Source organism: Flexivirga oryzae (genome assembly GCF_014190805.1).
In the GTDB taxonomy this organism is placed as follows: domain Bacteria; phylum Actinomycetota; class Actinomycetes; order Actinomycetales; family Dermatophilaceae; genus Flexivirga; species Flexivirga oryzae.
The window spans coordinates 17,738-32,186 of the sequence record NZ_JACHVQ010000003.1 but is presented as its reverse complement, the minus strand read 5'-3'; the positions used below and the strand labels follow the sequence as shown (position 1 = coordinate 32,186).

The 14,449-nt window shown below is 67.1% G+C and carries 15 protein-coding genes and 1 pseudogene; 10 read left to right on the top strand and 6 right to left on the bottom strand.

Annotated elements, in window-relative coordinates; translation table 11 throughout:
- Positions 1 to 42: 42 nt before the first annotated feature.
- Complete coding sequence (locus FHU39_RS17115) at positions 43 to 1,317, bottom strand: ATP-binding protein (protein ID WP_183321859.1); 1,275 nt, start codon at positions 1,315 to 1,317, stop codon at positions 43 to 45.
- A gap of 202 nt (positions 1,318 to 1,519) precedes the next feature.
- On the bottom strand, positions 1,520 to 2,212 hold the full coding sequence (locus tag FHU39_RS17110) for a GntR family transcriptional regulator (RefSeq protein ID WP_221185652.1): 693 nt from the start codon (positions 2,210 to 2,212) through the stop codon (positions 1,520 to 1,522).
- Positions 2,213 to 2,352: 140 nt separating this feature from the next.
- Here FHU39_RS17110 and FHU39_RS17105 point away from each other — a divergent pair, with 140 nt between their 5' ends.
- From FHU39_RS17105 to FHU39_RS17070, 8 genes are all read left to right on the top strand, one after another.
- On the top strand, positions 2,353 to 3,207 hold the full coding sequence (locus FHU39_RS17105) for a fumarylacetoacetate hydrolase family protein (RefSeq protein ID WP_221185651.1): 855 nt from the start codon (positions 2,353 to 2,355) through the stop codon (positions 3,205 to 3,207).
- 23 nt (positions 3,208 to 3,230) lie between these two features.
- On the top strand, positions 3,231 to 3,803 hold the full coding sequence (locus FHU39_RS17100; protein ID WP_183321855.1) for a VOC family protein: 573 nt from the start codon (positions 3,231 to 3,233) through the stop codon (positions 3,801 to 3,803).
- 22 nt (positions 3,804 to 3,825) lie between these two features.
- The gene (locus FHU39_RS17095; RefSeq protein ID WP_343065958.1) at positions 3,826 to 4,359 is read left to right on the top strand and encodes a flavin reductase family protein; all 534 of its coding nucleotides are present in this window, start codon (positions 3,826 to 3,828) and stop codon (positions 4,357 to 4,359) included.
- 30 nt (positions 4,360 to 4,389) lie between these two features.
- Positions 4,390 to 5,598, top strand: a complete 1,209-nt coding sequence (locus FHU39_RS17090; RefSeq protein ID WP_183321851.1) for an acyl-CoA dehydrogenase family protein — start codon at positions 4,390 to 4,392, stop codon at positions 5,596 to 5,598.
- Positions 5,599 to 5,636: 38 nt separating this feature from the next.
- The gene (locus tag FHU39_RS17085; protein WP_221185650.1) at positions 5,637 to 6,101 is read left to right on the top strand and encodes an HIT family protein; all 465 of its coding nucleotides are present in this window, start codon (positions 5,637 to 5,639) and stop codon (positions 6,099 to 6,101) included.
- Positions 6,098 to 8,443, top strand: a complete 2,346-nt coding sequence (locus tag FHU39_RS17080) for a transketolase-like TK C-terminal-containing protein (protein ID WP_183321850.1) — start codon at positions 6,098 to 6,100, stop codon at positions 8,441 to 8,443. The genes FHU39_RS17085 and FHU39_RS17080 overlap by 4 nt, the downstream gene beginning before the upstream one ends.
- Positions 8,444 to 8,455: 12 nt before the next feature.
- On the top strand, positions 8,456 to 8,872 hold the full coding sequence (locus tag FHU39_RS17075) for a DoxX family membrane protein (RefSeq protein ID WP_183321848.1): 417 nt from the start codon (positions 8,456 to 8,458) through the stop codon (positions 8,870 to 8,872).
- Positions 8,873 to 9,163: 291 nt separating this feature from the next.
- A complete protein-coding gene (locus FHU39_RS17070; RefSeq protein ID WP_183321846.1) occupies positions 9,164 to 9,481 on the top strand; it encodes an ABC transporter permease in 318 nt (105 codons plus the stop codon).
- A 309-nt stretch (positions 9,482 to 9,790) separates the two neighbouring features.
- Here the strand turns inward: FHU39_RS17070 and FHU39_RS17065 are convergent, their stop codons facing one another.
- The 4 genes and pseudogenes from FHU39_RS17065 to FHU39_RS17050 form a co-directional block, all read right to left on the bottom strand.
- The gene (locus tag FHU39_RS17065; RefSeq protein ID WP_183321844.1) at positions 9,791 to 10,096 is read right to left on the bottom strand and encodes a helix-turn-helix domain-containing protein; all 306 of its coding nucleotides are present in this window, start codon (positions 10,094 to 10,096) and stop codon (positions 9,791 to 9,793) included.
- A pseudogene (locus FHU39_RS17060) lies at positions 10,093 to 10,410 on the bottom strand (type II toxin-antitoxin system RelE/ParE family toxin); the annotation flags it as partial. The pseudogene FHU39_RS17060 and the gene FHU39_RS17065, both read right to left, overlap by 4 nt.
- Before the next feature lie 408 nt (positions 10,411 to 10,818).
- A complete protein-coding gene (locus FHU39_RS17055) occupies positions 10,819 to 11,634 on the bottom strand; it encodes a hypothetical protein (RefSeq protein ID WP_183321842.1) in 816 nt (271 codons plus the stop codon).
- Complete coding sequence (locus FHU39_RS17050; RefSeq protein WP_183321840.1) at positions 11,621 to 12,307, bottom strand: type IV toxin-antitoxin system AbiEi family antitoxin domain-containing protein; 687 nt, start codon at positions 12,305 to 12,307, stop codon at positions 11,621 to 11,623. Before FHU39_RS17050 ends, FHU39_RS17055 begins: the two co-directional genes overlap by 14 nt.
- Positions 12,308 to 13,237: 930 nt before the next feature.
- Here FHU39_RS17050 and FHU39_RS24770 point away from each other — a divergent pair.
- Both FHU39_RS24770 and FHU39_RS17045 read left to right on the top strand, forming a co-directional pair.
- A complete protein-coding gene (locus FHU39_RS24770) occupies positions 13,238 to 13,366 on the top strand; it encodes a hypothetical protein (protein WP_281379780.1) in 129 nt (42 codons plus the stop codon).
- Between the two features lie 118 nt (positions 13,367 to 13,484).
- Positions 13,485 to 14,372 carry an IS5 family transposase gene (locus tag FHU39_RS17045; RefSeq protein WP_183321702.1) on the top strand — a complete coding sequence of 296 codons (888 nt, stop codon included), beginning with the start codon at positions 13,485 to 13,487 and terminating at the stop codon, positions 14,370 to 14,372.
- The last annotated feature ends 77 nt before the right edge of the window (positions 14,373 to 14,449 follow it).

The following is a 14,449-nucleotide window of genomic DNA, read 5'->3' as shown; positions in this document are numbered from 1 at the left end:
AGTGCGGTGGCATGGTCCGTCGGTGCCCTCGGGGCGAGTGGGTCAGGGTGTGGCACGGGTCCAGAGTCGGTCGATGGGCATGACGTGGAGGCGGTCGGCGTACGTGTAGGAGCGTGTGCCGGTGGTGAGGATGATCCCGCCCGCGAAGCGTTGCCCGAGGGCGTCGCGGAGCTGGGCAAGGCCGCGGAAGTCGGAGCCGGGAGCTCGTTCGTTGGCTTTGACCTCGAAGGCGAGGACAGTGCCATCCTCGTGCTCGATCACCAGATCGACCTCCACCCCGTCGCTGGTGCGCCAGTGACCCAGGGTGACGGGCTCCTCCAACCAGGAGGTCTGCTTGCGGATCTCCCCGACGACGAAGGTCTCGAGCAGGTGACCGAAGTCGGCCAGGGCTGCCGGGTCCAGCCCGGTGAGCTTTTCCGGCGCGAGCCGCAATAGCCGAGCCGCCAGACCGGAGTCGACAACGTGAACCTTGGGCTTGACGCTCACGCGTGAACGCAACGTCTTGCCCCATGCCGGCAGACGCACGACGAGGAAGAGGTCCTCGAGCAGCCGCAGATGGCTCTCGACCGTGGCCCGACTGACGCCGAGCCTGTCCGCGGCCGCCGACACATTGAGCAGTTGTCCGGTCTGCGCGGCAAGCAGGCCGAGCAGATCAGTCATGGCCCGCCGCTCACGGATCCGGCCCAGCTCCAGAGCGTCCCGCTCGACCGAGGCACGCACGAAGTCGTCGAACCACCGCCCTCGAGAAGCGCCCGAGCGGCGCAGGGCCAAGGGAAGGCCACCGGCACAGACGCGGTCCACGTAGTCCGCGCGGCTGGTCGCGGAGGTGGAGATCTGATTGACGGTGCCTTCGGGGTCGGCCCGCAAGGCCCCTAGCAGGTCCTCCCGGACGCCGGCGATCTCCCCCTGGGACAGTGGCCAGATGGTCAGCGCGTGCAACCTCCCGGTCAGCGTCTGCGCGGTAGCGGGTAGTGCGTCCTGTCGGGTCGAGCCGGTGATGACGGCAGTTCCAGGAAGGCTGCCCTCACGGTTCAGCCGAGCCTTGAGCACATCCAGGATGTCGGGCACGCGCTGGTATTCGTCGACGCAGAGCGGTGCCCGGCCAGCAGCCACCGCGGTCAGATTTCCCAGGACCGCCTCGCGCACTTCGATGTCGTCCAAGTCGAGAACCGATCCACCTGCCTGGGCAGCGAACCCGCGCAGCACCGTCGACTTGCCCACCGACCGTGGGCCATGGAGCGCGATAACCGGCTCGACCGTCACCAGGTCCGTCAGCAGTCCGCTGACCCGTCGGGGCACCAACGAGTCAAGGACCATGGCCTCAACCTAGCAGACGTGATCGAATAAACTATGCAAATGTGATCATGCCAACTTTGCAAAGTTGCGCCTCGCCGCGCGTCGAGCTTTGGTCGGTCGCGGAGTCGCGTCGTGAGAACCGTGTTCAAGAGCAACACGCCTTGCCGCGCCCATCGCTGCGCCGGGTCGTCAGGAAGGAGGATGAAGTGCTGCGCCGGGGTGGTCACCACCGGCCGTCGAGGGCGCGGATGGCGAGGGTTTCGTTGTGCTCGAGGTGTATGTCGAGGGCGGTGGCGGCGGTCTCGGGGTCGCGGGTGCGGAATTTCTTGACGAGGAGTTGGTGGGCCTCGCGGCGGCGGTCGTGTTCGTGGGGGTCGGGGTCGAGCAGGCCGAAGGCGATGCGGATGTAGCGTTCGCCGGCGCGCCAGAGTTGCATCAGGATCCGCGCGTCCCAACTGGACGCGGCCGGGGCCAGCAGCGCCAGGTGGAAGGCGCGGTGGTCGTCGTAGATGTCGTCCATGCTGCGCTCGGGTCGGCCCAGATCGGCGGCGACGTCGTGCAACCGGTCGAGTTCGGCGTCCGACAGTCCGGTCACTGCCCGCCGGGCCAGCTCGGGCTCCAGTAGGCGGCGGAGGCGGTAGATGGCGGCGAATTCCTCGGAGTCGAGCGGTGCGACGGTGGCACTGCGGCTCGGCGGGTTGACGATGAGTCCTTCGTTGTGCAGATTCTTGATCGCGTCCCGCACCGGAATGATGCTCACGCCCAGTCGGTCGGCGAGTTTGCGCAACGACAGGCTCTCCCCGGGGGCCAGTGCCCCGGACAGGATCGAGCGGCGGATCTCGTCGGTCACCTGATCGGCGACGGAGCGGGCGTCGATGCGCCGGAGGCCGGGGTCGTCTTCGGTGGCCAGCGTCATCACACGTCCCCAATCAGTGGAATCTCGCTATCAATGATAACGCACACCTCTACGGGGGTTGCTGTTATCACATATCAATGCTAGCGTGTGAGCACGATCACACAAGGTGGTCGTATGACGAAGGGCGGCAGCTCGTGCGCATGGGAACCCTGTCCGACCGGGTCGCGCTGATCACCGGCGACACGGCGAGCGACCTGGCAACGGCCAGCGACGGCAAGTTCGGCCCGGCGCCGCTGGACGTCCTCGACCACTGGGACGAGGTGCGCGGCTGGGCAGCGGAGAACACCGAAGTGCTCGCCGAGCACGCCCGCCCGTTCGACGAGGCCCAGCTCGGCGCGCCGGTGCCGCTGCCGCGGCAGGTGTTCGCCATCGGGCTCAACTACCGCGACCACGCCGCCGAGGCCGACATGGCCACCCCGGAATCCGATCCGCTCGTCTTCACCAAGTTCCCGACCTCGGTGGCCGGCCCCTACGCGAGTGTCGAGCTTCCTTCTGCCAACGTCGATTTCGAGGCCGAGTTGGTCGTGGTCATCGGGGCACGAGCGCACCGGGTGTCCCGCGCGGACGGCTGGCAGTATGTCGCCGGGCTGACCGTCGGGCAGGACATCTCCGAGCGCGTCGTCCAGTTCCGCGGGCCGACACCGCAATTCAACCTCGGCAAGTCCTACCCGGGGTTCTCCCCGATCGGGCCGGTGCTCGTCACCCCCGACGAGTTCGCCGACCGCGACGACGTCGAGCTGGGCTGCAGCCTGGCCGGTCAGCGCATGCAACAGGGACATACCCGCAACCTGATCTTCACCATCCCGGCGCTGATCGAGTCGATCTCCGCCATCGTCCCGCTGCTGCCCGGCGACCTCATCTTCACCGGCACCCCGGCCGGCATCGGCTGGGCCCGGGATCCGAAGGTTCTCCTCCGGCCCGGCCAGGAGCTGCGCACGTATGCCGAGGGCATCGGCGAGATCCGCACCACGTTCACCGCTTCCGACAACAACTGACCCATCCCGACAAGGAGCACCGAATGTCCAAGCCCAAGTTCGCCCACGTGGTCTTCCACACCGCGCAAGCCAAGGAGATGACCGACTGGTACTGCACGGTCCTGGACGGTCATGTCGTCTACTCCGACGACGCGCTGAGCTTCATCACCTTCGACGAGGAGCACCACCGCGTCGCGCTGATCCACCCGCCGGGGGAGAAGCTGGAGCGCAAGACGCCGGCGACGGCCGCGATGCACCACACCGCATACACCTTCGACGACCTGGACGACCTGCTCGACCGGTTCCAGATGCTGCGCGATCGTGGCATCGAGCCCGCGGTGTGCATCGCACACGGCGTGACCACGTCGATGTACTACCAGGACCCGGACGGCAACTTCGCCGAGCTGCAGATCGACAACTTCGAGCAGCCGGACGACGCGACGGCATACATGAACGGCCCTGAATACGCAGGGGACTCGGTCGGACCCGCCTTCGACCCGCAGGCCATGGCCGACGCCCGACGCGCCGGCGCCTCCGTCGACGAACTCATCAACCGGGCCTGGGCGCTACAGGCCGACCTGCCCAACCCGATGGGCGTCCTGATGGGAAGCCAGTGAGATGTCCGACACGAGTGAGGCCGTGACGCGCCCAGGCGTCCAAGCCGACCGATTCCGGGACCTGATGGCCGCCGTGTGCGCGCCCGTCACGGTCGTGACCACGACCACGCCGGAGGGGCCACATGGGGCGACCGTCAGCTCCTTCGCGTCGTTGTCACTGGATCCGCCGCTGGTGTCGGTGGCCTTCGACAACAACTCGTCGATGCTGGCCCGGATCCTCAGCAGCAACCGGTTCGGAGTGAACCTCCTCAGCAACGGCCAGCAAGACATCGCAACGACGTTCGCCAGCCGTAGCGAGGACCGATTCGCCGGTGTCCGTTGGCATTTCGAGCATGGTCTGCCCCGCCTCGACGGCGCGGCCGGGTGGGTCGAATGCGATCTCGACCGGGCCGTGGAGGCCGGTGACCACACCCTGCTGTTCGGACTGGTCGTCGCCACATCGCGCATCGAGACCGCACCCCTGATCTACGTGCACCGCACCTTCGGCACCCACTCCCGCTTCAACGAGCGACCACGCGCGTTGATCGTGGACCAGATCGCCGCCTGCGCTTCCTGACACAAGCCCAACCCCCTGAGGAGTATCCAGATGTCCATCGCAACCCCTGCCAACCCCAGCACCACCGTTCCCACCTCCGAAGAGCTCGTCGCCCGCATCCGGGAGCTCCAGCCGTTGATCGCGGGTCACTCCGCGGAGGGTGAACAGAACCGCCGCGTCGTCGAGGAGAGCATCGCCGCGCTCACCGACGCGGGAGTCTTCAAGGTCGCCACCCCGAAACGGTACGGCGGCTACGAAAGCTCGATGCGCACCATGCTCGACGTCTCCTCGGCGGTGGCCGAAGCCGACGGCGGCACGGCGTGGGTCGTCACCTTGTGCAACGTGTGCGCCTGGATGACCGGCGTGTTCCCCGAGCGGGCACAGGACGACGTCTGGGGTGACAACCCCGACGCCAAGGTCTCCGGTGTCCTCTCCCCGACAGCAGAGTCCGTCAAGGTCGACGGCGGTTACCGGGTCACCGGTCGCTGGTTCTACAACTCCGGGTCCTGGCACGCCGACTGGGCCGTGCTGGGGATCCCGGTCGTGGACGAGAAGGGCGAACCGGTCGACCAGGCGCTCGCGCTGATCCCCCGCTCGGACCTCGACTTCCAGGAGACCTGGTTCGTCGCCGGGATGAAGTCATCGGGCAGCAACTGCCTGATCGCGGAGGACGTGTTCGTGCCGGGGCACCGGCTCGTCTCGGTGCCGGCCGCCATCGACGGCAACTACCCCACGGAGCACACCGACGAGACGCTCTATCGGTCGGCGTTCGTGCCGCTGCTGTCGCTGGTGCTGGCCGGACCGCAGCTGGGCATGGGTCGCAAGGCGCTGGAGATCGTGACCCAGAAGGCAGCCACCAAGGCGATCTCCTACACCTTCTACACCGCACAGGCCGACTCCGTGGCCTTCCAGCTGCAGATCGCCGAGGCCGCGCAACGCATCGACACAGCACACCTGCACGCCTACCGCGCCGCCGACATCATCGACCGGGCGGCCGCAGCCGGCACCTACCCCGATGTCCTCGAGCGCAGCCGGGTCCGTGCCGACACCGCCTGGGTGCTCGACAACGTCACCCGCGCCATCGACATCCTGCTGTTCGCGCACGGTGCCGGCAGCTTCGCCGAGGTCAACCCGCTGCAGCGGATCTGGCGCGACTCCGCCGTGGCAGCTCGCCACGCCGTCACGCTGCCCGCCGTCAACTACGAGGTGTACGGCAAGGCCCTCCTGGGCCGCGACGACCAGATCACTCCGCTGATCTGACCCTCCTCGCCCCACGTCACGAGACACGGAAGAGATCCATGAAAACGAACACTGACGATCGCCCCTGCCTGATCTGCTCGCTGGAGGACGCGCCCGAGTCTGCGCGCGTCTTCCGGGACGAGCTCTGGGCGGCCGAGACGGTTGCCGGGTATGACGTGCCGGGCTGGTTCTTCCTGCGCGCTCGCCGACATGCCGAGCAGATCACTGCACTGGAGCCTGCCGAGCTGGCCGCGTTCGGTCAGCGCGCCCGTGACCTGAGCGCCGCGATGCGGGAGGCGACCGGTGCGCCGGCGGTGTATCTGTTGCACTTCGGCGAGAACTACGGTCATTTCCACGCCGTGATGGCCGCGCGTGGGTCGGATGTCCCGCCGCAGTTGCGCGGCGGCAAGCTGCTCCAACTGGCACCGGACGCCCTGGACACCGAGGCGTCGCTGGCGCTGGTGCCGGTCGTGCGTACGGCATACGAACAGCTCGCGGCACAGCCGACGGGCGGTGCGCGATGACCGCCACGACGGCACACCCGACCGTCCCGCAGAGCGGAGCCGACCTGCCGGTGCTGCAGCAGATAGCGACCCGGGTGCGGTGGCTGTCAGCGGCGATCATCGACGCGGCCAACGCCGGACGCCCGAACGACACCGGGGTCAAGGTCGGCGGGCACCAGGCGTCCAGCGCATCCATCGTCGAGATCATGGTCGCGTTGTGGTTCGCCGAACTCGCCGTCGAGGACCGGGTCTCGGTCAAACCGCACGCCTCGCCGGTGCTGCACGCGATCAACTACCTGCTCGGTGACCTCGGCGAGGAGTATCTGCCGACACTGCGCGCCAGGGGTGGGTTGCAGTCCTACCCCTCCCGGCTGAAGGATCCCGACACCGTCGACTTCTCCACGGGGTCGGTCGGCATCGGCGCGACCGCGCCGGTGTGGGCCGCGATGGCGCACCGATACCTGGCCTCCCAGTTCGCGTCCACCCCTTCCGCCGGACGGTTCATCAGCCTGGTCGGCGACGCGGAGCTGGACGAGGGCGCCATCTGGGAGGCGGTGGCCGACCCGGCGATCGCCAAGCTCGGCGAGCTGCTCTGGGTCATCGACCTGAACAGGCAGTCGCTGGACCGCGTCGTGCCCGACATACAGATAGGGAAGCTGCAGGGCATGTTCGCAGCGGCCGGCTGGCAGGTCGTCACCCTCAAATGGGGCCGGCTGATCAGCGAGCTCTTCCAGCGCCCTGGTGGCCAGCAGTTGCGGCAGCGGCTGGAGTCGATGCCCAACGAGGAGTACCAGCGGATGTTGCGCGCGGACGCGTCACAGACCGCTGAGCGCATCCTCGCCGGCTCCGAGGACGAGCAACTGCGCGCATTGCTGGCGTCCCTCACCACCACCGAACTCGCAACAGCGGTGCGGGATCTCGGCGGTCACGACCTGGGGTTGCTGGTCGACACCTTCGGCACCATCGACAGCCACCGGCCCACGGCGGTCTTCGCATACACGGTCAAGGGTCGTGGCCTGCCGACCGAGGGTCATCCCAACAACCACTCGGCGCTGCTGACGGCCGATCAGATGGACGCGCTCGCGGCCGACTCGGGTATGACACGCGAAAACCCCTGGCAGCGCTTCGATCCCGGCACTGCTCCGGGACGCCTCTGTGCGGATCGCGGCGCGGAGCTGCGCCGCGCACCGGTCGGCGCCCCCGCGCAGGTCGATGTCCCGACATCGCTCGGCCACGGGCACCGCAAGGCCATCTCGACCCAGGCCGGCCTCGGTCGGCTGCTGGCCGATCTCACCCGGGACGCCCCGGAGACCGCCGCGCGGGTCGTCACCTGCAGCCCGGACGTGGCCTCGTCGACCAACCTCGGCGGCTGGATCAACAAGACCGGTGTCTGGTCGGTCGACGACCGGCGCGACTGGTTCGCCGACGACGCCGAGCGCGTGCTGCGCTGGTCCGAGGTCAGCAACGGACGGCACATCGAGCTGGGCATCGCCGAGGTCAACCTGGTCTCACTGCTCGGTGAACTCGGCGCGACCTGGTCACGGTGGGGCGAGCGACTGATCCCGATCGCCACCATCTACGACCCGTTCGTGTCCCGTGCCTTGGAGCCGTGGTCATACGGCATGTATGCCGGCGGCCAGTCGATCCTGGTCGGCACGCCCTCCGGGGTGACCCTGGCGCCGGAAGGCGGTGCACACCAGTCGATCACCACACCGTCCATCGGCCTGGAACAACCGAACTGCATCGCCTGGGAGCCGGCGTTCGCGCAGGATCTGGAGTGGTGCTTCCTGCACGCCATGGGCAAGGTCGGGGTGCCGGGCGGCTGTTCGTCATACTTCCGGCTGTCCACACGGCCCATCGACCCGGCGCTCGCGCAACTGCCCGACGACCCGCACCTGCTGGAGCACCGGCGCCGGCAGGCTGTCGCCGGCGGCTACCGGCTGCCCGCCACCCACGACCCGGTCGATGAGCAGGTCACACTGGTCGGCACCGGCGCGATCGTTCCCGAGGTGATCGCGGCCGCGAACACGTTGCGGGAGCAGGGAATCAACGCGGGCGTCGTGTGCCTGACCAGTGCCGATCTGGTCTTCCGTTCGATGCAGCAGCGCGGCCACCGGGCCGCGGGCACGGGCGGCAACATCATCGACGACCTGTTCCCCGCGGCGAGCCCGGCGCCGCTGATCACGGTGCACGACGGGCACCCGCACACTCTCTCGTTCCTGGCGGGTGCGCGGGGCGACCGCATACGGTGCCTCGGCGTCACCGACTTCGGCCAGTCCTCGGGCGTTGACGACGCGTACCGGATGCACCGCATCGACACGGCCTCCATCGTCGATGCTGCGCTGTCCGTGCTCGGGCGATAGGAGGCGGCACCGATGAGATCGCTTCGAGTGCTCGCGCGACTGATGACCGGTACCACCTACGCCATCCTGGGGGCGGACGCAGCGCGTGAGCCCGGCGCTCGGGTAGCGCAAGCGGCACCGCTGCTGGACACGCTGCGCTCTTTCGGCGCACCGCTGCCCCAGGACAACACGGTGGTCGTTCGCCTGAACGGGGCTGCACAGGCGGCCGCAGGTGCCGCGTTGGCCGCCGGCGTTCTCCGCCGGCCGGCTGCGGCTGTGCTGCTGTGCTCGCTCATCCCCACAACCGTTGCAGGGCATGCCTTTTGGGCTGTCGAAGATCCGACCGCTCGCAAGCTGCAGGGCGTCCAATTCCTCAAGAACGTGGCCATGGCCGGGGGTCTGTTGTTCGCTGTGCTGGACAGTCCCTCGCGGAGCGGAGTCACGTGCTGAGGCCGAAGGTGGCGAGCTTGCGGTAGAGGGTCGCCCTGGAGATGCCGAGCTCCTGGCGACCTCGGTGCCGGTATGACGGGACGATCGATCCGGGGACGCCCCGGGATTCGGTGCCTCGTCGACTTGAACGTACTGGACGGCGTGAAGGAGTTCCTCCTTCCTGTCCGGGTTCGGCCGAGCGCTTGGCCGGCGCGGGGTGTCCGTGTTGTTCGTGGACAACCTGGGGGATCTTCTCACCCAACTCCATCACGGTGCTCCCGCTGTCCCGCGCTCGCGGGCGCAGTCAGCGACATGAAGGGCGGCTCCGCCGACCCGACAGCGTTCAGTTCGTTGTTGCTCACGTCGGTCGCGACCTGCCTGATCGGCGGGATCAGCTTGTACGGTGGCAAGGTTGACACCGCGTACGTGTTCTTCGGCGTGCTCGTGCTCTCGGTGCTCACCGCCGGTGCAGCCGCCGAAGGTGCGCAGTCGTACGTCACCGATCTGTTCACCGGAGCGCTGCTCTTCGTGGTCCTGGCCCTCGACTTCGTGATGCTCACCCTGGCGGCTCGGAACAAGCTGCGCAGGCGCATCCTGTCGGCCCGATCGTCGGACTTTGCGTTGCGGTGAGGGCGCGAGGCGGGTGGGCGCGGCCGGGGTGCTCAACGCCAGGAGCCTTGACCTTCAGGACGCCTGCCTCGCCCAGCTCAGCGAGACCATCCAGGCCACGCACGACGCGGCCGAGATACAGCACAGCCGAAAAGTTGTATGGACGCGCTCCGACCATCTTCTCGTTGAAATGGCATGTGGGACAGCGTGATCGGGATGTGTGCTGCGCCGTTCCGCGCCTAGCCCGGCGCAATGACGCACTCCGTCGCGTTCCGGATCACTTGCGGCGGAATGACGTGCTTCGTGGAGGGCTCGTTTGAAATCGAGAGCTCAGGCGACCTGGACTCGCTCGTCACCGATCACGAATTCGATTGCCATGCCGCCACCGACAGCTTCGAGGTAGCTGCGGATCGTGCCGATCTTCGCGCTGTCGAGGTCACCGTTTTCAATTTTGGAGACCTGCCGTTGCCCGACTCCGATGCGCTCGGCCAGCTGGGCCTGGGTGAGACCGGCGGCTTCGCGCAGCTCACGCAAGCGATAAGCGCGCACTTCGGCGAGCATCCGCTTCTTGTGCGCCTCGACCCGGTCGCGGTCGACCGGGTTGTCAGCCAGAAACTCCCTCAGAGTCATGTTCATCGCTCTCGCTCTCCTTTCAAGGTCTGCAGGTGCTGGTCGAATAGATCGTCAGCTATTGGAATGTTCTTCTTGTACCAGCGTGTCCAGTTCCCCGATTTGTCACCCGCAACGAGCAGGATCGCCTTGCGTCGCGGATCGAAAGCGAACATGATCCGCAGCTGCGATCTGCCCGCAGAGCCCGGTCGCAACTCCTTCATGTTCCGATGACGCGATGCGGTCACCGTGTCCACCAGGGGCCGGCCCAGGTGCGGGCCGTGCTCCTGCAACAACTCGATAGCAGCCACGACCTGCTCTCGTGAACCGGCGTCCAGGGCCGTGAGCCACCTCGATGTCCACCGCCCACATCACCACAGTGTAGACCCTACAAGGTCTGGGCAAAGTTCAAGTCGGTCAGCCGCTGCACTCCCACCAGCGCTCGCTGGTCGAATTCGTCGCATAGTTCGGGCAGTGCTGACTCGCGGCGGTATGACGCTCCGCACACACCCGCCAACGCGCCAAGTCTCATCGCGGTTCATCGATTGCTGCGTGAGCAGGCACAACGGTGCACGATGAGCGACGGGACGGCTCCTGCGGGCCTCATCAGATGCCCACGGCGGCGACGGGAACGTGTTCTCGCCTGTCAGGAGAACCCGATGGGCAGGGGGAGCAGGGGACCTATGACCCTGGTGACCCGCGGCGTTCTCGATCGCGACGACGGGCCGCTACTGGCGTGGCGGTCCGGGTCAGTCTTCGTCGGTGAGGATCTGTAGTGCTGTTTCGGCGTCGGTGCGTTGTTGACCGTTCAGGACGGTCCACGAGATGTGGTCGGGTGGCAGGCGTGTGCGCAGCGTTTGGAGTCGGGATCGGTCGGAGCCGGTGAAGCCGTCACGTTCGGCGAACGGGTCGTCGATGCAGGCGAGTAGGGCCACGGCATCGCGCAAGTGGCGGTCGGGGTCGCGGGAGTCGGTCTTGTAGGCGGCGGCTTTGAGGATGAGTGCGCCGAACGCGCCGGGCACCGAGATCGTGGTGATGGTTCCGGGCACGATCTGCAACCGTGCATTGATAGTGCGTCGTAGCGCCTGTGTGCCGCCCTCGATGCGGACCATCGCGCGTCCGGCGAGCCGTTGGGTGACCTTCGGGGCGTGGTGGTCGGCGACCAAGACATCGACTACCTCCTGCGGTTCCTCGGCGGGGTGGTCGGTGACCACGTCGATCTTGCTCGTGCCGCGGTAGAAGCGGTGTGCGGTGTTGTGGCGCGGATCAACAGCCGGGCGCAGGTCGTACCCAAGAGAGTGCAGCGCCCTCTGGGTTTGGCCGGCGACGCCGCGGGATGTCTCGACGTGCAGCACGATGTCGACATCGTTGGTCGGGCGCACCACGCCCAGGCCGTGGTGGATGGAGTGCAATTGGGTCATCAGGCCGCCGACCAGGGTCCACTTGTCGGCCGGGAGGACCCCGGCGATCTCGGCGACGTTTGGCCACGGGTCCGGCCAGCCGCCTGTGGCGGCGGCGATGTCGATGACGGGGCGCTGGATGCGCGGGTGCTTACGGGCTGACATTCTCGCGGAACGACTCCAACCGGCGGACTAGGACCTGCTCGCCCACGCCGCGTTCGCGAGGGTCGAGTGAGGTGACTGCGTCGACTGCGGCGAGTGTTTCGTTGAGGGTTGCCAAATATCTGATGAAGTGGATGTCCATGGTGGTGTCGCGCAGGGTTACGACGCCGTTGGTGTCCTCGCGTAACCGATGCCGGCGCACGAGGTCCGCGATACGGTCGGCCTCGAGGTAGCCGTCGACGATCGTGTCGTTGTCGACGAGCCCGAGACGTCGGCGGTCGGGCGCGATCAACTCCTTGCGGACGCGCGTGATGACTGAGCGGTGGCCGGACCAGGTGGTGACTCTCGCGCGGTCGCGCAACCTGATGGCCAGTTCATGCGGATCGGTGATCTCGCGCAGGGTAGCGCGCAGCCGGTAGGTCTGGACGTCTCCGAGATGTAGCGGGGTCGCACCCGAAAGCATTGCGACGGCTCCCCATGCGGTGTGCTCGGCCCAGGTGCGGGTCCGGCCCGAGCCATGCCCGACGCGGTAACGCTCTACCGACGTCCGGTCGAAGACTCCGCGGGCGACACGGGCGATGTACCCCGTCTCGGCCAGGGCGCGGACCTGGCGCGGTGCTACACCCAGGAGGTCGGATACCTCGTGGGTCGTCAGGAAGTCGCCCTGGATCGCCATAACAGAATACTGCCTCTTTCGGCAGTTATCTGTAAAGCTCGGGGCGTAAACAGTGCGGCGCTTCCGGCGCGATGTGCGCTCAGGTCGCACGGAGGTTGGTTTCAACGACGCGGAGACGACTAACGATGCGCATAGAGTCCTCATCAACAAGGGCGCGGCTGCTTCATCACGTCCGAACATCGGCCAGCCGAAAAGTTACATGGACGCGCTCGGACCATATGGTTGTTGAAATGGCATGTGGGACAGCATGATTGGGATGTGGGCTGTGCCGTTCCGCGGATAGCCCGGCTCAATCACGCACTCCGTCGCGTTCCGGATCACTTGCGGCGGTATGACGCGGGCCCTGCGTGCGCGCTCCGGGTCATGTGAGAATCTGCCATGCCCAAGATCGCCGGGACGGTTGAGCTGTCCGAGGTTATGCATTGCCTTGTCAGACAGCGACCCGTCTTCCACAGCGAGGCCGACTTCCAATTTGCCTTTGCGCAGGCTGTGGTGGCGATTGATCCAGCCATCCGATGCAGACTTGAGGTTCCGGTGGTCGAGGGTGCGTCAGGGAGAAGGGAGTACCTCGACCTTCTGTGTATCGGATCGGCGGCGCAGAATCCGATGAGTTCAAGTACTTCGCGCGCCGGTGGAGCGGGGACGTGTTCGATGCGCACGTAGTAGTCCCGCCCGAGGCGGATCCTGTTCGCCCACCCCACCGTGGGTGGCACCGGCGGCAACGCCAGCATCGCAGCCTTGTCCGCGGACAACAGGTCGGCCGGCTTGGCCCGGGTCGTGCGCACGACCCGCGCGTTCGCCGTCGTGAGCCAGTCGGACAGGTGGGTGTTGAAGTCCGCTGGTGAGCTGAACGTGTGACCGGGCAGGAACGACGTTTCGAAGTACCCGTTCCGGCGTTCCACGACCCCCTTGGATTCAGGGTCGTAGGGCTTGAGTCGTTGCACCGTGGTGGCGAAGGGTGCCGGCGAACGCGGCGACCCCGTCGGCGTCGCGCTTCCCGCGGCCGATGCCGGACTCGTTGTCCCAGACCAGCCGCCGTGGCACCGCACCCAGTTGTGACAGCTAGGGCCTGTTACGAAAGTGGTTGGTGTGGTGTCGGCGTGTCCTCACACATGAGGTGAGGCCTCCCGAGTAACGCAGTTGGTGTCAAAGCAAATCCGTCACTGCGGGAGGCCTCGTGTCCACCATAAGCGCGACAGCACGTCATGACCTGACCAATGCGCAGTGGCAGGTGCTGCAGCCGCTGTTACCGGCAGCGCCCCGTCGAGGTCGCCCACGCGCGTATCCGCTGCGAGCACTGGTGGACGGCGTTCGGTACCGAACTCGGGTCGGCTGTCCCTGGCGAGACGTGCCCGATTCGTACGGGCCGTGGTGGCGGGTCTACGCACTGTTCGCGTGCTGGCAACTGCTGGGCGTGTGGGAACGCATCGAGACCGCGCTGTTGCAGCAAGCCGAGCAGGCCAACAAGCTGTCCTGGCAGGTCAGTGTGGACTCCACCACTGCTCGGGCGCACGTGCATGCCGCCGGCGCCCGCCGAGACAGCCCGCAACGTGTTGCGGGAGAACCGGATCACCACTGTTTGGGCACGTCCCGGGGAGGCTGGTCGACCAAGACGCACGTGGCGATCGATCGGCATCGTGGCGTGATGGCGTTCGTGCTGACTCCCGGCCAACACGGGGACAGTCCGCAGATGATCACCGTGCTGAACCAGATCCGGGTACCCCGGCCCGGGTGCGGGCGCCCGCGGACCCGCCCCGACTGGGTACTGGCCGACAAGGCGTACTCCTCCCGTGCCAACCGGTCCTGGCTGACCAGCCATCACATCCGAGCCACCATCCCGGTGCCCGGTGATCAAGCCGGCCACCGGCGCCGCAAAGGAGCCCGCGGCGGCAGACCACCGGCATTCGACAAGGCCAAGTACAAAGACCGCCACGCCGTCGAGTGCGGCATCAACATCCTCAAGCACCATCGGGCATTCGCCACTCGATACGACAAACTCGCCGTCCGCTACGCCGCCACCGTCCGCGTCACCGTCATCGATCACTGGCTCCGACGACTTTCGTAACAGGCCCTAGGTCCCACACGCCCAGCAGCAGATCCTGCGTGTGCCGAGTCGGGTTCATCCTCACGAGCATGAACCGC